The following is a 17702-nucleotide window of genomic DNA, read 5'->3' on the forward strand; positions in this document are numbered from 1 at the left end:
GGGACTATTCCATTTCGATACCAGTCGCATTCCGGATTGGTTCGTATCAGACCAGCGTCCACCGGAGGTGGTCGCAGAAGCGCAGAAGGAGGGGAGCAGGTGGCATCTGTCGGGGCTGCACCACGCTCACTCTGGGGATCCCCGCGGTCCGGGGAGTTGAAGACTCGCAAGCTCACGTCGCGGCACGTGTGGGAACGTCAGTACATCGCCCGCCTTCGGGTGACCGACGTGCTGGCTGTGGTCCTGTCCGTGGCCCTCGCCCAGATCGTTCGCTTCGGAGGGGTCGAAACCACCGGACTGACCAACTCGGTGATCTATACCGGTGTGTCCATCGCTGTGGCGAGTGTGTGGATTGCGTTTCTGGCTATTTTCCGAACGCGGTCGACGAGGGTGATCGGCAACGGTGCCGAGGAGTATCGCCGCATCGTCTCAGCCACCTTCCGTCTCTTCGGTGTCATCGCCATCGTCTCACTGCTGTTCCGTATCGACTTTGCGCGCCTGTATCTCGCCATCGCGCTGCCTGTCGGGTTGGTGGCGTTACTTGTCAGCCGCTGGCTGTGGCGCAAAGTGGTCACTCGGCTCCGCAGCGAGGACAAGTACAAGACATCGGTGCTGATCGTCGGAAGCCGCGCAGCTGCGGTCTCGATGGCAGAGTCCTTCGAGCGTTCGCCGTCCTCGGGCTATGCGGTGGTGGGTATGTGTATGCCCGGCTACGAGGTGCCGAGTGATGGGATCGTTCACGTCGAGGGAGCCGACATCCCGGTACTCGGTAGTGAGAGAGACGTCCTCGCCGCGATCGACGAGTGCGGTGCCGACACTGTCGCAGTCACCGCGACCGAACACCTCGGCCACAAGGGCATTCGCAAGATGATCTGGGATCTCGAGAAGAAGGATGTCGACCTCGTGGTCGCGCCTGGCGTTGTCGACGTGGCCGGCCCACGTTTGGTGATGCGGCCTGTTGCTGGATTCCCTTTGATTCACGTAGAGAAGCCGCAGTACAACGGCGCGACGCGATTCAGCAAGACTGCGTTCGATCTGACATTCGCTGCGCTGGTTCTGATACTGATTTCGCCAGTACTGCTGGCGGTGGGGATCGCAGTGAAAGCGACGAGTCGCGGACCGGTGTTCTACAAGTCGGAGCGGATGGGTATCGACGGTAAACCGTTCTCAATGATCAAGTTCCGCAGCATGACGGTGGATGCGGACCAGCAGGTCACCCATCTTCTCAACCGCAACGAGGGTGCCGGCGGCGTGTTGTTCAAGATGCGTGACGATCCGCGGGTCACGCCGGTGGGCAGGGTGCTGCGACGCTACAGCCTCGATGAGCTTCCGCAGTTCATCAACGTCCTACGGCGTGAGATGAGCGTCGTGGGCCCGAGGCCGCCACTGCGGCGTGAGGTCGAGACCTACAACGGCGAGGTTCGTCGACGCCTTCTGGTGAAGCCTGGTGTCACCGGGCTGTGGCAGGTCAGCGGAAGGTCTGACCTGTCGTGGGAAGAGACGGTTCGGCTGGATCTCTCGTACGTCGAGAACTGGTCGATGGTCGGCGATTTGCTGATTATCGCCAAGACCATGAAGGCAGTAGCTGGGACCGACGGGGCGTACTGATCGGAGCAACATCGATGGTTCGTCGCACGGTTCACATGTCGGAAGGGTCATACGTTCAATGAGTAAGTCAGTTGCGATAATCGGTACCCGCGGATATCCGAGCTACTACGGTGGCTTCGAGACCCTGATCAGGCGACTGGGCCCATACCTGGTCGAAACAGGCTGGGACGTAACCGTGTACGGACGCCCCGGCGCAGTCAAGACCGACGATCCTCTGCTTGATCGACGGGTGTCGTCCGTGATGTCGAAAGGTTTCGAGACCAAGTCGCTCAGCACACTCAGTTACGGGCTGACGTCGACGCTCGACGCCGCGCGGCGCAAACCAGATGTCGCGTTGATCATGAATGTGGCCAACGGGTACTGGCTTCCGCTACTTCGTTCTCGTGGCATTCCGACGGTGGTCAACGTCGATGGCATCGAATGGGAGCGAGCTAAATGGGGAACTAATGCTAGACGTGTCTTTCGTGGCGGAGCTCGGCTGACCGCGAAGTATGCGTCCGAGCTGGTATGCGACTCCCACGAGATACGACGGCGTTGGCAGCTAGGCTTCGGACGTGATGGAGTTTTCATACCGTATGGCGGTGATGCGCCTGATGAACTCCCGGTAGTCGACGGTCTCAAGTCTAGGGAGTACGTCCTTCTTGTTGCACGGTTTGTACCCGAAAACACGGTGCCAGAATTCCTTGAGGCCGCCCGAGAGCTGGGCAAGAAGTGGAACGTAGTGATCGTCGGTTCGTCGGGCTACGGCGGCGAGTTCGACCTTGCAGCGCAAAAGTTGGACGAAGAGTCTCCCCGCGTGCAGTGGTTGGGCCACGTCAGCGACGACAGAAAGCTGTTCTCCCTGTGGCAGCATGCGGGTGCCTACTTCCATGGGCACAGCGTTGGCGGTACAAATCCCGCGTTGGTTCAGGCAATGGCCTGTGGAGCTCCAACCGTTGCCCGAGACACGGTCTACAACCGCGAGGTGCTAGGTCCTGCTGGCGTCTTTTGCCAACCCACACCGTCGAGTATTACGCAGGCCGTCATGAGTCTGATGGCCGACTCCCGGCTCCAAGAACAGCTCAGCTGCAGATCCATCGAGCGAGCAAAGGCCAGCTACTCGTGGAACGACATTTGCGCCGACTACGATCGCTCGATTCGTAGTCTAGTCAACCCGTCAGAGTCTGCGGGTGGCTCAAAGTGAGTGTAGCTTCTGCGCTGGCAAATTCCGTGATTTCGCGCTCGAAAGGGGCCGACTATAAAGTCGACCCAGAAATCGATTCGCGGTACGTAATTGCGATAATGGTCAAACGGGCAGTCATGAAGTTCACCGGTATCATCAAATTCAGGAAACTCCAAACAAGCCCTTTTGTGGGACGATCCGTAAAAATTCGCGCTAAGCGGTGCCTTAAATTGGGGCGAGGCGTCACGCTTGACGATGGCAGTTACATCGATGCAATGTCCTCAGGCGGTGTAAGCATCGGCTCGAACAGTTCAGTCGGAAAAAATACAAGGATTGAGTGCGTCGGTAGCCTTAAGCATCTGGGCAAAGGCTTAACAGTAGGCAGCAATGTCGGGCTAGGCACGGACTCCCTTTATGGCTGCGCAGGCGGAATATCCGTTGGGGACAACACTATTGTAGGTAATTTCTGCTCCTTCCATTCCGAGAACCATGTCTCCACCAGTCTCTCAGTTCCGATACGTGATCAGGGCGTCACGCATCAGGGAATAGCCATTGGTGAAAATTGCTGGATAGGCTCAAGGGTTACCGTGCTCGACGGAGCAAACATTGGAAATGGCTGCATTATTGCGGCCGGTGCTGTCGTCGCAGCCGGCGAGTACTTGCCCAACGCCGTGTACGGGGGAGTCCCAGCGCGCTTTCTCAAGGAGCGGTGACTGTTGCCATGAAGACGCACTCTGTTTTGATCTCACACCCCTCACCGGACCTCTACGGCTCAGACCTCCAGTTGCTTGAATCGGTGACTGCTCTCGTTGAATCCGGTATCGCGGTGCACGTCATTCTTCCTCGAACGGGTCCACTTGAAGAGCTCCTGAAGGATCGCGGTGCAAAAACCGAAACTATCCCATTTCCGGTTAGCCGCAAATCGGTGTTGAACTTACGATCTTTGCCGCAGTACGTCGCGGAGACAGTAATCGCCACGGTTCATGCAGTACGGCTGATCAGACGGGTGCGACCAGACGTTTTGTATGCGAATACTATAACGGCACCTGTCTGGATCCTGGCTGGATTCCTAACGGGAACTCCATCACTCTGTCACGTGCATGAGGCGGAGGAAACAGGGAATCGCTTTCTGCAAATACTTCTCGCCTCACCCCTTCTCTTGTGCGATACCATCATCGTAAACAGCAAAGCTTCGCGGGAAGTAATTGATCAGTCGTTGGCAAGACTAGGCGGCAGGATCGAACTTATTTACAATGGTGTACCCGAACCTATGTCGACTTCCGAAGAACCCAATCCATCAGTAGTAGGCGGATTGCGTATTGTGCTTGTTGGAAGGTTGTCGCCCCGCAAGGGTACAGACGTCGCGTTGGAAGCGTTGGCCGAACTAGCCAAGACCGGACTTGACGTCTCCATTTCGATTTGCGGAGACTCTTATCCTGGTTATGAGTGGTTCGATAGCGCTCTACGCGAACGGGCGCTAAAGAGCGATCTTAAAGGGCGAGTGCAATTTTGTGGTTACATTAGAAACGTGCATCAGTACCTCGCGCAGGCCCATATTGTAATTGTTCCGTCGATTGCCGAACCATTTGGTAACGTAGCAGTCGAGGCGCAACTTGCGGCAAGGCCGGTGGTCGCATCGAATGTTCAGGGACTCGCGGAGATCATAGATCACGGTCGGACGGGCCTTTTGTGCCCTCCTGGTGACCATGTTGCGATCGCACAGGCCGTCTTACGACTTGTTGACGATCCGGCTTGGGCCGAAGAAATAGCGCAAGCGGGCTACGATTCGGCCGTGCATAGATTTGGTGTAGGGCGGTACCGCGAGTCAATTGTCAACGTAGTCGAGAACTTGACCGTTGGTCCAAGCCGATTCCGTCACTTAACTGGCCAGTCGAAAGGTCGCCGCAAATGACCATACCCCCCGGTTATCAGCAGCAAGAACAGAATCGGGATGTGGATTTACTCTCTGTTATTGTTGTAACTTACAATAGTAAACAGATAGTCGGTTCATGCATCAAGCCCCTGCAGAATATACTCGACATCGAAATAATTGTCGTAGACAATGCGTCAACCGACGGGACTGCTGAATTTGTTCGTACAGCATTTCCGTCAGTTAAGGTAATCGAGAGCGGAGGTAACCTGGGTTTCGCAAAGGGGGTGAACCTTGGCGCATCGTACGCGTCAGGTGGCGTGCTTATATTACTGAATCCAGATGCTTTAGTGAGCAATACTAGTCTGCGCGCTCTCCATGCTGCTCTAGCAGACGATCCCGGAATCGGAGTTATTGCCCCTCTGTTAGACCATCCTGGGCGGGGGTTGTCGGTACGCGAAGGCGGGATGGCGCCTACTATTTGGCATATCTTCTGCCATTATTATGGACTGTCGCGGCTATTCCGCAGATATCAAGCATTTCGTGGAATGTATGTTCTACGTTCGGAAAGTTTTGACAGCATTGATGTTGACTGGGTCTCGGGGGCATGCATGGCCGTGCCCCTTGCTGTATGGCAAGCTAATGATGGTTTATCTGAACGGTGGTTCATGTATGCCGAAGATGTGGAATTCTGCCTGCGTGTACGCAAGGCGGGTAAGCGGGTCGTGATCTGTGGAGGCGCAAACGGAACCCACGGCCTTGGGGAAAGCTCCACTAATGCGCCAGCAGAGCCCACGAACGCCCTCTGGCTTACAAATCTATACGATCTTTACAAGCTGGAGATATCGCCTAGTCGACTGCATAATGCGTTGTGGAAATTCGTGTTCACAGGTGGCTTAGCCATAAGGTCCATTGCTACTGGCGCAAAAATGGTACTCAACGGCCATCCGCCCAGTCGCAGTCCAGACTACAGAAGGTTCAACTTCTACATTCGGGAGTTGTCGAAACAAGACAGTCTGCGGGGCAGCAAATGACAAAAGTGTCTGCACTAGCACACAATCGCGGTCAAGTTTTTGCAGGCCTATCAATAGCCCTCGCAGTGTGCGTCGTAGCGGTAATAGCACCGGCCATGGTCGGAAGCGTGTACGTAGTTGCAGCTCTACTTGCCCTCCTACTGTTCTTCGCCTCCGTTGCACATCCCAAACTTGCGGTTGTCTTATGGCTGACGTCGGTATGTTTCCTTCCATTCTGGGTTGGCGTCGACAACCCGTTCTATTTACCAGCAAGTTCGCTAGCTGGGCTGGTGGTCCTAGGGGGAGCGTTCGTAAAAAATCCGTGGCGTATTGGTCGAACTGATGTTGCGGTATTGCTGTTCTGTGCCCTATGCCTCGTGTGCGGCGTTGTCGGGCTATCGCGACCAGGCGACGTAACTAACGTCGTGACGCAGTGGCTACTTTCTTTCCTGATAGGCCGTCTGTTGGTTCAGAGGGCCGGTCTTTCGTTCACCTACCGCGCGATAGCGTACATATTCACAGCTGCTGCTATTTGCGCGATGATCGAATTTTTCTTGGACTGGAATCCGTACTACACCTGGGTGATAGACAATACCCAGTACCTTGCCTGGGGTCATGAACAGGATCGAGGGGGCATCGTGCGCGCGGAATGGGCGTTCGGTCATTCAATTGCCTTGGGTTGCAGTTTGGCGATGGCAATCCCGATCGTTCTCGCATGCAACTTCCGATCTGCGGTTCGGACGGGATTGATCGCACTGTTACTCGGGGGTACGGTTGTGTCCTTCAGTCGATCTGGAATGATCAGTGCAGTTTTCGCCCTGTTGCTCTCGCTGCTGTTCTTTTCTAGTAAAGAAAAGACACGCGGGAGGCTGGCGGTGGTGCTGACGCTTGGCCTAATAGCTTGGTTCGCAATACCAAAAATATTGGCCGTTTTTGCTGAGGAAGGCCGTCGAGCCACAATTTCGGCAGATTACCGCATTACACTCATCGATCTAATTCCGTCGATGAACCCTTTGGGTCTAGCCAAAGGCTATACAGAGCCAAGCAGGGGTGAATTTTACTTCCAGGGGTTTAAGTCCATCGACAGCACTTTTGTGCTGCTGGGAGTCAGCTTCGGGTATCTTGTTGCGCTTCTGGCTTTAGCGGCAGTGGCGTGGCTGGCTTGGCAGGTGATACGACGGACTACGTCCGCCCCAGCGATCAGCATTCTTGCTGTTGTCCCGGCGCTCTTTACGGTGGCTCTAATAACGCAGTTTGGCTCCGTATTCTGGTTTTTCCTAGGGATGCTGTCCCTACACGATAGTGTGGTCGCGCAACGAAAGGCAGAACATCAACCGAAGGGTGTCCTTCGAACAATCGACGCGAGAACGGTCGATTCCGAGTCATCGGCAGGAAGCGGCAAGATAGGTGTGGTGGGAGATGTCTAGTTTGGATGTTCCTAATGTACTAGTTCTATGGGCTGATTCCTCAGCGGAGAATCTCGGACTGCAAGCGCTTGCCGCAGGGGTACAGAGCGTTGCAGAGCGCAGTTGGGGTCGATGTTCGGTAACCTTTCATTCGCACAACACTGCCGGGACGCCCTTGCGGAGAGTGCGAGTTCTGCAGGACCTAGGTCGGCGGTCGGGACCGGTCGTCGAATACCTTCGCCAGTTTGATGTGGTGATGGATACCGGTGGCGGCGACAGTTTTACGGATATTTACGGCGTTCAGCGCTTGCTGTTGATGGCTTACATCCAGCACGCCTGTAGGAAGGCCGGAGTCCCCTTGGTAATGACTCCTCAAACAATTGGCCCGTTCCGAACGCGAGCTGGCCGTATGGTCGCGAGGTCCTTGCTATCAAAAGTAGACGTTCTGTATACACGTGACCCGGTAAGCTCACAGGTCGCCACAGAAATGGGGCGGACACCGAATCTGCTCGCGACCGATATGGCTTTCGCACTACCGCGTCCCTCTCGGGCGCAGGAACGCGATGTGGTCTTGAACGTGTCGGGTCTATTGTGGCAAAGTAACCCGCACGTCGATTTTGCCGAATACAGAGCGAACGTTGGCGGTCTAATCACTGGTCTGCTTGCCGCAGATAGGCGTGTTACTTTGCTTGCGCATGTGCTGGATTCTCCAGTGCCTGACAACGATGTTCCGGCAGTACACGCAGCAGCAGCTGCTGCAGGGGCGGCTGGCGGCGACGTAGAAATCGTTATACCTAAAGATCTTCGGGAAGTCCGCGAAGTCCTTTCTGGTTGTCGCGTTCTGGTGGGATCTAGAATGCACTCTGCCATCAATGCGCTATCTGTGGGAGTTCCTGCGATTTCTTGGTCGTACTCGAGAAAATTTGGCCCCCTTATGGACGCTCTCGGTTGGCAGTACACGATAGACCTCACTGCTGGTGGAGACCCGGTTTCGGAGACGCTTAAGTTAATAAATACTGACTCGTTCGATGTGCTCAAAGCCGAAGCGCCAGGAGTAGCGACCTCTGCTGAGGGAAGGATCGATTCGATTGTAGCGGCGCTGAAGTCGGAGAAATTGTTCTCGCTATCTCATACGGGTCCGGCGATATGAGGGCATTGCAAGGTGGCGGGGTCATGAGTCGTAGGCTGGTGAGTCGCCTGATTGGTCACTACTATAAGCGTCTTCCTGCAGGTGGGCGGGCACTCGCGCTAGCGACCCGGTTTGAGGGTGGCCAGATGTTTTCTCTCACTTTGAGAAGGGTTTTGTTGCGCGATTATGGTGTCGAAGTAGGCTCGTACAGCTATGGCTCCTTGTTGCAACCAGGTTGGGCCGACGTCGGCACAGTTGTTGGCCGGTATGTCTCGATCGGCCCTGGAGTTCGACGCATTGGGGCTGCGCACCCAATAGGCAAAGTCAGCATGCATCCGCTTTGGTATAACCCTGCTCTGGGCATGGTAGGCAAGGAGTCCGATGTCGAGCGGACCGGTTGCGTCATCGAACACGATTGCTGGATTGGAGCGAATTCGCTCATTTTGCCGGGGTGTCGGCGGATTGGGATTGGTGCGGTAATCGGCGCAGGTTCGGTGGTGACCCGTGATATTCCAGACTTCGCCATTGCCGTCGGTAATCCCGCGAGAGTTGTTCGTCTACGGCTGGATGGTGCCGACGCCGAGCGTGTACGTGACTCACGTTACTGGGAGCTTGAGCCAGCGGAAGTTCGAGAGTTTCTAGCATCGTTTCGATTTAGTGATAGGGCGGTTGGGTGACGCCATGACCCTGTCGTGCTCCCGCGTAATAGCAAGGCTCAATTCTCCACTTTTGATCTCCTTGAGCCGCATTGGCATTATGCTTATCGCGCTCGGGACGGCACCCATAATCTCGCGTGAGCTGGGGCCTTCAGGTCGAGGTCTATACGCAACTTGTCTGGCGGCTCTTGGTCTTACGCCCGTCATAATCGGCTTGGGTATTCCAATGGCGGTTCGGCGGCTAGCTTCGGTTTCCGACCATCGGCCGGTCGTCCGAAGTTCGTACAGAATTGTAGTTGCCATAATTTGGCCGGCGTTCGGCCTGGGCATCCTCGTCTCATTCTTGCTTGTGCCGAGTTTGACCAACTTTCAGCGCATCTGCTTCTTGGCTGCAATGTCGACTACCGCGTTCTTCGTGTTGGTTCTCTGTGCACAAAGCGTCCTCATCGCAGCCCACCGGTTTGCTGAGATTGCGCTACTGCATTTCATCCAGCCTTCAGTCACTGCAGCCGTAGCGATTGCGTTCTGGATGTTTTCGGATCTCACTTTGGAGGTGCTCTTGTGGGGCTACGTCGCGGGAACTTGTCTCGCTGCGTCGACGGCTTTTGTGATGCTAAGTGTGAGTGTGCGCGGACCGCACATGCCTATAGTTCGTCTAGGTCAACAGGGTTTTAAATATGCGGGGAGTCAGATCGCCGAGACGGCGGCGAGCACTGTCGTGCTCCTTTTAGCGGTCGTTTCTATGGGCTCCTATCAGGCTGGCCTGCTTGCTGTCTCTGTTACGCTCGCCACCCTTCCGCTGGCGCTTGGCTACGCGATCGGGTCTGCGGTCTTTGGAGGGGTCGCGTCTGCCAGTTCAAGTGACCTGCCGCAGGCCCGGGTGATGGCGATCCGTGCGGCGCTGATCGTTGGCCTTGCTGGCACCGTCACATTACTAATTGTTACTCCTTTCGGGTTGCCATTCTTGTTCGGCGACGCGTTCGCGCCGGCCGTCCCTGCCGCCTTAGTTCTCGTTTCCACCTCGGTGCTGCTGGTAGTGAATTACGTCGCAACACAGGTTCTGGGAGCCGAAGGCCGTGGTTCTGCCATGGCATTGTGGCAGGTGGCAGGGCTGATTGTTGGAGTGGTGGGCCTTTTGCTTCTATCAGGCGGATTGGGTGCGATTGGTGCAGCTGTTGCGATGGCCCTGGGCTGGCTAGTGACGACAATTGGTTGTTTGACCGCCTTGCGGGTCGGACCGGCCGTGGTTGCCATCCGCCCGGCCGACCTAAAGTCGTGCTTCCATCTGTGTGTGCGAGGACGGTTTGATCTGCCGGGTTAGATTCTTTACTTGCCGCTCTGGCGTGTTCGAACAAAGGTGCCTGCTGCTGCTCGAAAGCTTCGTCTGGTAGTTGCCGCGAGTCTCGTGAGCCCATACCCGGAGTATCGTGGGGTTCGTTTGCCGGCCAACATCCGTCCAAGCATTCTTGCGGCTAGGGTGCGTTTTCTGTCGACTTGTAGGGGCTGAACGGCAGCTACTAGCTTCAGGTCGAGTGGCGACATTGCGAGCACTCCGTCATTGGCGGCGTCCCTGAGTAGTCTGTGTCCCCGTGGGGTCCGTGCGATAACAACTGATCTCCCGTCCGCGTTTTCGAAGACGGGATAGCCTCTACTGTCCACCTCCCAGTAATCACCAACTGCGATATCCGCGTGACCTCCTGTTCCGTCGACGCACAATTTGCAACGCCATTGCACCGTTCGGCCTAAGTGGGTTCCCCATGATTTGTCGTATGACATTGTTTTGGATTCACCCGTGTTAAGAGTGACTTTGAACTTTCCGGGCCAACCGTCACCTCGATATTTAAGGGAAGTGATTTGATCGGATGGGGCGTCGAGTAAGTCTGTGAGTGCATCAGTAGCCGACTGGCGCGGGGTGCCGGCGCAAAAGAATGAGATGGTAATAGGTCGATCTTCATCGGGGATTTTAAGTGTGTTGCTTAGCTGTGCTAGCGCGGTCGCTTCGCAGGGTTTACCTACTATCGCTTGTTTGGCGAAGTTGGACGCGCTGACCGCGGAGAGGTTGGCGACCGGAGCGTATCGTGACCCCGCTGCTCTAATTGCATCCTCTCGCGAAGTGAGTTTCAGGGGTATGGTTCTTCGAGGGTTTTTTGGGTCTTCTTGGCTCGCGACAACAACGGTCGATCGTCGTGTTTCAATAAGCCAATTGGTAAAGGCAGTAATGACGCCCGCACTGCTCCCGGCATGGCGAATCTCGGGGTCAGTTGCCCAGCTTACCCATGCGGACAAGTAGGGCCCGAACGTTTCGTCATTCTTCTGGTTCGGTATTCGGGGTGCCGCCACACGAATTCCTGGGCACATCGCCTTGAAGATTTTGGCCTCGGCCATTGCCTCGGCTCTAGTTTCTTGAACTCTGGGCGGTGCTAGGGTCGGGCGCATGTAGCTGTTTTCTGATAACCCGATCGTGATTCGATCGGAGACGAGTGCGCATCCGCCGCATCCACTGCAATTATCGTTGCCGAGAACCTGGTCGACAGCACGTCGTAGCGGATCGGTACGCAAGATTCAGACTCCTTTTGGGCGATGATTGTTGTAAGCGAAAGCATAGTGCGGCAGCAGCTCTGCGTCGTTTGTGTGAGGTTCCGACAGGATGTCAGGGCGGCGGACGTGCGTCTACGCGTGGCCGTGTCAGTTTTATCCCTGACCCCGCGACCTTCTTCGCTACTAAGGCGCGTGCCCAGGCCCTCATGAGGGCTATTCCGAACTGTTGATGCACGCAACCGAGTTACGTCTGGAAGACTTCGGGCTCATGCGGGGAATCATTCTGGCGGGCGGCACGGGCTCACGGCTTCATCCGATCACGATGGGAGTGAGCAAACAGCTGGTCCCGGTCTACGACAAACCGATGATCTACTACCCCCTCTCGACCCTGATCCTCGCCGGCATCCGCGAGATCCTCATCATCACCACACCCCAGGACGCCGACCAGTTCGCACGCCTGCTCGGCGACGGCTCCCAATTCGGCATCTCCTTGACCTACCAGGTCCAACACGAACCCAACGGCCTCGCCCAAGCCTTCGTCCTGGGAGCCGATCACATCGGCACCGACTCCGCCGCCCTGGTGCTCGGCGACAACATCTTCTACGGCCCCGGCCTGGGCACCCAACTCTCACGCTTCGACACCATCGACGGCGGAGCCGTCTTCGCCTACGAGGTCTCCGACCCCACCGCCTACGGCGTCATCGAATTCGACGACAACCGAAAAGCCGTGTCGTTGGAAGAAAAGCCCGCCGCCCCGAAATCGAACTACGCCGTCCCGGGCCTGTACTTCTACGACAACGACGTCATCGCCATCGCCCGCGACCTCCAGCCCTCCGCCCGCGGGGAATACGAGATCACCGACGTCAACCGCCACTACCTCGACGCCGGCCGCCTCCAGGTCGAAGTCCTCCCCCGCGGCACCGCCTGGCTCGACACCGGCACCTTCGACTCCCTCCTCGACGCCTCCAACTACGTGCGCACCATCGAACAACGCCAAGGACTCAAGATCGGATCCCCCGAAGAAGTCGCCTGGCGACGAGGATTCATCACCGACGACGAACTACGCACCCGCGCCGAGACACTCGTCAAATCCGGCTACGGCCGCTACCTGCTGGACCTGATCGACCGAGGAAACCGATGACCTTTCGTGAACTGACAATATCCGGCGCCTACGAATACACCCCACGCCAGTTCGGCGACGACCGCGGCGTGTTCTTCGAATGGTTCAAAGCAAGCCTGTTCGAGGAAACCACCGGGCGAGCGTTGGATCTGAAGCAGGCGAACTGCTCGGTCTCCGCCGCCGGAGTGCTGCGCGGAATCCACTTCACCACCAACCCACCCGGGCAAGCGAAATACGTCACCTGCGCCCGCGGAGCGTTCCTCGACGTCATCGTCGACCTGCGCGTCGGCTCCCCGACGTTCGGGCAATGGGACAGCGTGCTGATCGACGACATCGACCGCAAAGCAGTGTTCCTCTCCGAAGGCCTCGGGCACGCCATCTTGTCGTTGGAAGACAACTCCACCGTCATGTACCTGTGCGGCCTCGAATACACCCCGGCACTGGACCGCGACATCAACCCCCTCGACCCCGCCCTGGGCATCGACTGGCCCACCACCGGCCGCGACGGATCGCCTCTGACCTACGAGCTCTCCGCCAAAGACAAAGCCGCCCCCACCCTCACCGAAGCCCTCGAAGCAGGAAACCTGCCCACCTTCTGAGTAAGTGTTCTCGCTATCGTTTTTAGCGTCTAGGACGAGGCTTGCGAGGAAATTGTTGCTGCCGGATGCACTTGGGTCGGCAATGGGCATTGCTGAAAAATGATGCGCACGAGTCGTTTCGACGATGTTGTGCCGGTTCTCGGCACGCTTGTACTGTATGAAAGTCTACTCAGAGTAACCCGATTCTTCGGACGTGCGTAGGCGACTTTTCATCTCGAACATCTAGTGAGTGATGCGGCCGCGCTGGCCGGTCGTCGCTGGGACTTAATTCGTTTCAGCATTTTCTGCGAATTTTCGTCATTGCTGGCCTCAAGCATCGCAAAGACCGCTGCCTCGAAGATCGATGCGTTGCAGGCACTTAGGAGCGAGCAGGTGCCAAAGACGGGCGTCAGAATGTCGAGCAACCCGAGGTGCCTACGGCACCGACCGAGCCAACGCTGGCGATGAAGCTCGCGGTTGGCGCAATGACGGACTTACTCACCGGACTGCCGGGCGGTGCTTGAGATGTCCTGTAGATCGGACTTTTTGGATACATCGGAGCCGGTGTCGAAAGTCACTTACGTGGGCTGGAGTACCTAGTCTCCTTTGTCGTTTCTACCCGAGCTGGTTGGAACGCGCCCGGTATTTTCGCTTGATTGTATCCACTGGCGTCGAAAATGGGGACGCGGATCGTCGTGACACCTCACAACGGGGAATTAGCCGATAAAGCGTTGTGAATCGAACTAATGAGTGACGGGGTTCATGCTCGGTGCGCATCCGGTGCACGGAGATCAAATACTTATGTAACGATTGAGCGACACGGTAGCCCGTTGCAGGGTGGTACGAACGGACGAGGAGCTCGAAGCATGGAGATACAGGATTATCTGAAAATCCTGAAGGCGAGATGGATCATCATCGCCGTAACCGTGGTCGTAGCGATCCTTGGTGCCCTGGGTGCGTCCCTACTGACGACGCCGCTGTACGAGTCGAGCGCCAGGATGTTCGTCTCTACCTCTGGTGGCGCGACGGTGAGTGAGACCTACCAGGGCAACCTGACCTCGCAGCAACTAGTGGCGTCGTACTCGGAATTGGCGACCAGCGACGCGTTGGCGGCACGGGTCCTCAACGTACTTCCGCTCGGGGGTATGAGCGCGGCCCAGCTGGCATCGAAGGTGAAGGCGTCGTCGACTCCCGACACTGTTCTGTTCAATCTGACGGTCACCGATCCATCGCCTGAACGGGCTCGCGATATCGCCAATGCGATGGCGACCGAGCTGACCGAGCAAGTCCGAGAACTGGAGACGCCCGCCAATGGCGGTGACCCCGCAGCTGGCGTCAAGACGTTCCAACAGGCTGAGGCGTCGTCAACGCCTGTCAGCCCTAAGACCAAGCGCAACCTCGCCCTGGGTGCGGCTGTCGGACTTTTGCTCGGAATTGCCCTCGCGGTTCTGCGCGACCGGCTCGACAACACCATCAAGGGTCGTCGCGAGATCGAGTCGATCTCCGGCAAGGCGCTCGTCGGCACAATTCCGTTCGACAAAGAGCGTAAGACGCATCCGGCAGTGGACTTCCAGGATCTCAGTCAGTCCGCGAGTGCCGAGGCATTCCGTGAGCTTCGCACCAACTTGCAGTTCCTCGAGGTCGACCATCCTCCGCGGGTCATCGTCGTCACGAGTGCGATTCCCAGTGAAGGCAAGACGACCACCGCAGTGAATCTCGCTGTGGCCCTTGCCGAAGCAGGTCACCATGTGGCTCTCGTGGAAGGCGATCTGCGTCGTCCGCGGGTGTCGAAGTACATGGGCCTCATCGGCTCGGTGGGACTGAGTACCGTTCTCGCCGGCCAAGCAACGGTCGAGGAGGTGCTGCAGCCGACCAAGTACGAAGGCCTGCAGGCCATGGCATCGGGCCCCATCCCGCCCAACCCGTCGGAGCTGTTGGGCTCCGAAGCCTCGCGTGCTCTGTTGGTCGAACTGCGTTCGAGGTTCGACTACGTGATCGTCGACGGTGCCCCGTTGCTGCCCGTCACCGACTCGGCCGTCCTCACCACCCATGCTGACGGTGCCCTGCTCGTCACGCGCTACGGACACACGAAGTCCAACGAACTCGCGCGAGCCATCAGCAACCTCGAGACCATCGGCGCACATGTTCTCGGCGTGGTGCTGGCGTTGACCCCGCAAAAGAAGGGGGACATGTACAGCTACTCGTACAACTACACCGCAGACACAAACCTGCCGCGTCAGGTTGTGCCCCCGGTTCCCGCACCGGCACCCCAAGGTCCGGTCCAGCATCCGACGCCGGCCGCTGCACCCACTCCGCCGCAAGCTGCCTCGGCATACCCCGGATCGGCGCAGCCTGCGCCTTCGGCACCGACCGAGACCGCACGCACGGCTGCCAGCGCGGCTCCGTACGCACGGGCACGCCGGCCCGAGGTACACACCGACCCGTCGACGAACGGCACCGACAACCCCCGTTTTCGTAAATAGTCGGTTCCGCCAAAACAAGAGCAGTTAGCGTCGTGATTTATCACGGTCGCAGCAGACAATGCCCCGCCACATTCACAGTGGCGGGGCATAGTCGATTGCTGGAAGCTAGACGCGACCCTCGAATTCCGCGACCACGAACAGCACGATCAGTGCAAGCGTCAGGACTATCAACACGATCCAAACAAATGGATGCGCATTTTCTGGTGGCCTGACTCGGTCCCTACGTCGTTTTCCGAACACGAAGCGAACTGTAAGTCAGTCGGAGAACAACCGCAGCCCCGTCGCGCCCTCTGTGACGAAGACGCGCGGGGCTGTGGTCATCTGGCTTTCAACTCCAGGACATCATCACCGGGCAATCAGCACTGCGGAACGTCGATGCTGACCGTCGGCTGATCGACCAAGGGCTGCACGGGCACCGTCGCCTCACCCGGAGTCGAGGGCTCCTCGAGCTCCCAGGTCACCGTCTGCGACTTCCCTGGCGGGATGGTGAGATACGCGGCCTGCACGGGGCGACCCAATTCGGTGCCGGCCTGGATGGAGAATCCGGAAACACCGTTCACCTTCATGGACGTGATTTTCGCGCCCTGAGTGCCGTACAGATAGACGATCGACTCGTTGGTGCCGTACGGGACGTTGGGCTGAAATGTGCTCGCCACGTACGACGTCAGGCCGTTCGGATCCACGTTGTTGGTCAGTGTCGCCGTCACTGTCGACTTACGCGTACCGGCGGTGCAGGATTCTGCCGAATATTTGATATCGCGGGCCAGGTAGTAATCGAGCTTGTTGCCACCGGCATTGTTGACCACCACATTGGCGTAGGGAGCCGGGCTGTCCGGCAACACGTGACCCACCTTGGTTCCGGCCAGAATTGCCTCCTCGGCCGGATCTGCGCTCCACACCGAAATGCGGCCCTCACTGCCGGCGCGGCCCACCGCGTCGAGCAAAGATCTGGTCGGGGCAGCGCCTGTCGTCATCTTCCCCACCACCGCAGACGCAATCTGCTGCAGATACGCCTTGCGTGCCAACTGGTCGTCGCCGAACCTCGAATAGGCTGTGCTGAGGGTGATTTCGACGACGTTGTCTGCGGTGATCTGCTCTCCGTCGGCCAGTGTGACCGGCCCGGTGGCACCGAGGATGTAACTCAATGCAATCGGATCGGTGGCGATGGCACCGTTGAGCACCTCGCCGGTCTGCTCCGTCCACATCGACGACCAGATCTGGCCGGCATACGGAAAGTGTGGGCTCGCATTCGAGTTACGGAAGTCGGTCGTGGTGTTACGCGGTGCCCACAGTGCGTTGTACTCGGGGCCCAGGTCGATGGGCTGCTTCGCGAATTCGAGTTCGTTGTTGGCACCGAGAGTGTCGACACGGGCAGTGCCGTTCTCGGCGCGAATGATGCCGTAACCACCGAGCAGGCCGCCGGTGCCGCGGGCCTCCGCGTTGGTCTGGAACGCGAGAAAGTAACTGCGCGGGCCGTTGTCGCCGAGCATCGACGGCATTAGCTGACTGGCGATGCGCGTGTTGGTGAGCAGGCCTGCGAGGTCGTGTGTTTGATCGATCAACGACGTACGTGCGTCGCTGACGACGCCGAGGAATGCGGGCTCGTCCACTTGCTGGGCTTGGAGGCTCAATTCCTCGGCTGCGGCGGCGGTCTGCTCCAGCACAGGTTGTGCGTCCCGGAGAGCGGCGGTATCGACCTTGCCGCCACCTTCGACGAGGCTGCTCGGGTTCAGGCTTTCGCCCGCCGTCGATGCGGGAGTGAGGACGTCCACGGCCAAACCGTGCACCACGTCGGTGATCTGAGCTACCGATTTCAGCGGACTACCAAGGTAAGGAACGGCTTTCGCGATCGAAAACGGGATGGACGTCGTTGCCGACGCCGCGTCGTCCGCCGATTCCGAGGCCCGAGCGGCCGCGGCCTCGGCACCGGCCGCATCACCTTCGAGCAGAGCATCTTTCGCCTGCGTAGCGGAGTCTCGCGTGGCGTTCAGGCTGGACTGCGCGGTGTAGGCCTCGTAGCCCAGCCACACCAGAAATGCGACGAGAACGACCAGCAACACCCCTACCGTCAAGAGAATCGGCCGCTTCTTGCCGGATCGAGAACCACGAACATCGGTGGAACTGGTCGCCATTGTCGGT

Annotated in this window: 14 protein-coding genes; 12 read left to right on the forward strand and 2 right to left on the reverse strand. The window is 57.9% G+C overall.

Annotated elements, in window-relative coordinates:
- Positions 1–99 precede the first annotated feature (99 nt).
- The 9 genes from RFA01S_RS07430 to RFA01S_RS07470 all read left to right on the forward strand — a co-directional run bounded on the left by RFA01S_RS07430 (position 100) and on the right by RFA01S_RS07470 (position 10165).
- Positions 100–1608, forward strand: coding sequence for a sugar transferase (locus RFA01S_RS07430; RefSeq protein WP_032406135.1), 1509 nt, complete (start codon positions 100–102; stop codon positions 1606–1608).
- Between the two features lie 58 nt (positions 1609–1666).
- Positions 1667–2791, forward strand: a complete 1125-nt coding sequence (locus RFA01S_RS07435; RefSeq protein WP_032406136.1) for a glycosyltransferase — start codon at positions 1667–1669, stop codon at positions 2789–2791.
- Positions 2788–3483: an acyltransferase gene (locus RFA01S_RS07440; RefSeq protein WP_139278402.1), complete on the forward strand. Its 696-nt coding sequence runs from the start codon at positions 2788–2790 to the stop codon at positions 3481–3483. The genes RFA01S_RS07435 and RFA01S_RS07440 overlap by 4 nt, the downstream gene beginning before the upstream one ends.
- A complete protein-coding gene (locus RFA01S_RS07445; RefSeq protein WP_202902186.1) occupies positions 3480–4682 on the forward strand; it encodes a glycosyltransferase in 1203 nt (400 codons plus the stop codon). Before RFA01S_RS07440 ends, RFA01S_RS07445 begins: the two co-directional genes overlap by 4 nt.
- Positions 4679–5674: a glycosyltransferase family 2 protein gene (locus RFA01S_RS07450; RefSeq protein ID WP_081371290.1), complete on the forward strand. Its 996-nt coding sequence runs from the start codon at positions 4679–4681 to the stop codon at positions 5672–5674. Before RFA01S_RS07445 ends, RFA01S_RS07450 begins: the two co-directional genes overlap by 4 nt.
- Positions 5675–5781: 107 nt before the next feature.
- Positions 5782–7080 carry a hypothetical protein gene (locus tag RFA01S_RS07455; protein ID WP_139278403.1) on the forward strand — a complete coding sequence of 433 codons (1299 nt, stop codon included), beginning with the start codon at positions 5782–5784 and terminating at the stop codon, positions 7078–7080.
- A complete protein-coding gene (locus tag RFA01S_RS07460) occupies positions 7073–8209 on the forward strand; it encodes a polysaccharide pyruvyl transferase family protein (protein ID WP_072692043.1) in 1137 nt (378 codons plus the stop codon). The genes RFA01S_RS07455 and RFA01S_RS07460 overlap by 8 nt, the downstream gene beginning before the upstream one ends.
- A gap of 125 nt (positions 8210–8334) precedes the next feature.
- Complete coding sequence (locus RFA01S_RS07465; RefSeq protein ID WP_238325032.1) at positions 8335–8865, forward strand: CatB-related O-acetyltransferase; 531 nt, start codon at positions 8335–8337, stop codon at positions 8863–8865.
- A 4-nt stretch (positions 8866–8869) separates the two neighbouring features.
- On the forward strand, positions 8870–10165 hold the full coding sequence (locus RFA01S_RS07470; protein ID WP_139278404.1) for a lipopolysaccharide biosynthesis protein: 1296 nt from the start codon (positions 8870–8872) through the stop codon (positions 10163–10165).
- Between the two features lie 5 nt (positions 10166–10170).
- On the opposite strand, the gene RFA01S_RS07475 is transcribed toward RFA01S_RS07470, so the two are convergent.
- On the reverse strand, positions 10171–11280 hold the full coding sequence (locus RFA01S_RS07475; RefSeq protein WP_307718867.1) for a Coenzyme F420 hydrogenase/dehydrogenase, beta subunit C-terminal domain: 1110 nt from the start codon (positions 11278–11280) through the stop codon (positions 10171–10173).
- A gap of 370 nt (positions 11281–11650) precedes the next feature.
- Between RFA01S_RS07475 and rfbA the strand changes: the two genes are divergently transcribed.
- The 3 genes from rfbA to RFA01S_RS07490 all read left to right on the forward strand — a co-directional run bounded on the left by rfbA (position 11651) and on the right by RFA01S_RS07490 (position 15563).
- Positions 11651–12523, forward strand: coding sequence for a glucose-1-phosphate thymidylyltransferase RfbA (gene rfbA / locus RFA01S_RS07480; RefSeq protein ID WP_072692045.1), 873 nt, complete (start codon positions 11651–11653; stop codon positions 12521–12523).
- A complete protein-coding gene (locus RFA01S_RS07485; RefSeq protein ID WP_032385367.1) occupies positions 12520–13101 on the forward strand; it encodes a dTDP-4-dehydrorhamnose 3,5-epimerase family protein in 582 nt (193 codons plus the stop codon). The genes rfbA and RFA01S_RS07485 overlap by 4 nt, the downstream gene beginning before the upstream one ends.
- A gap of 845 nt (positions 13102–13946) precedes the next feature.
- Entirely contained in the window at positions 13947–15563 is a 1617-nt protein-coding gene (locus RFA01S_RS07490) for a tyrosine-protein kinase domain-containing protein (protein ID WP_032406140.1), read from the forward strand.
- 356 nt (positions 15564–15919) lie between these two features.
- Here RFA01S_RS07490 and RFA01S_RS07495 read toward each other — a convergent pair whose 3' ends face one another.
- Positions 15920–17695 carry a DUF4012 domain-containing protein gene (locus RFA01S_RS07495; RefSeq protein ID WP_032406141.1) on the reverse strand — a complete coding sequence of 592 codons (1776 nt, stop codon included), beginning with the start codon at positions 17693–17695 and terminating at the stop codon, positions 15920–15922.
- Positions 17696–17702 lie beyond the last annotated feature (7 nt).

Source organism: Rhodococcoides fascians NBRC 12155 = LMG 3623 (genome assembly GCF_001894785.1).
In the GTDB taxonomy this organism is placed as follows: domain Bacteria; phylum Actinomycetota; class Actinomycetes; order Mycobacteriales; family Mycobacteriaceae; genus Rhodococcoides; species Rhodococcoides fascians.

Excerpts from the sequence above, each read along its gene's own strand:
- RFA01S_RS07435 (WP_032406136.1), top strand. The coding sequence starts at position 1,667 with ATGAGTAAGTCAGTTGCGATAATCGGTACCCGCGGATATCCGAGCTAC.
- RFA01S_RS07450 (WP_081371290.1), top strand. The coding sequence starts at position 4,679 with ATGACCATACCCCCCGGTTATCAGCAGCAAGAACAGAATCGGGATGTG.
- RFA01S_RS07460 (WP_072692043.1), top strand. The coding sequence starts at position 7,073 with ATGTCTAGTTTGGATGTTCCTAATGTACTAGTTCTATGGGCTGATTCC.
- RFA01S_RS07465 (WP_238325032.1), top strand. The coding sequence starts at position 8,335 with ATGTTTTCTCTCACTTTGAGAAGGGTTTTGTTGCGCGATTATGGTGTC.
- RFA01S_RS07470 (WP_139278404.1), top strand. The coding sequence starts at position 8,870 with ATGACCCTGTCGTGCTCCCGCGTAATAGCAAGGCTCAATTCTCCACTT.
- RFA01S_RS07475 (WP_307718867.1), bottom strand. The coding sequence starts at position 11,280 with ATGCGCCCGACCCTAGCACCGCCCAGAGTTCAAGAAACTAGAGCCGAG.
- rfbA (WP_072692045.1), top strand. The coding sequence starts at position 11,651 with ATGCGGGGAATCATTCTGGCGGGCGGCACGGGCTCACGGCTTCATCCG.
- RFA01S_RS07485 (WP_032385367.1), top strand. The coding sequence starts at position 12,520 with ATGACCTTTCGTGAACTGACAATATCCGGCGCCTACGAATACACCCCA.
- RFA01S_RS07490 (WP_032406140.1), top strand. The coding sequence starts at position 13,947 with ATGGAGATACAGGATTATCTGAAAATCCTGAAGGCGAGATGGATCATC.
- RFA01S_RS07495 (WP_032406141.1), bottom strand. The coding sequence starts at position 17,695 with ATGGCGACCAGTTCCACCGATGTTCGTGGTTCTCGATCCGGCAAGAAG.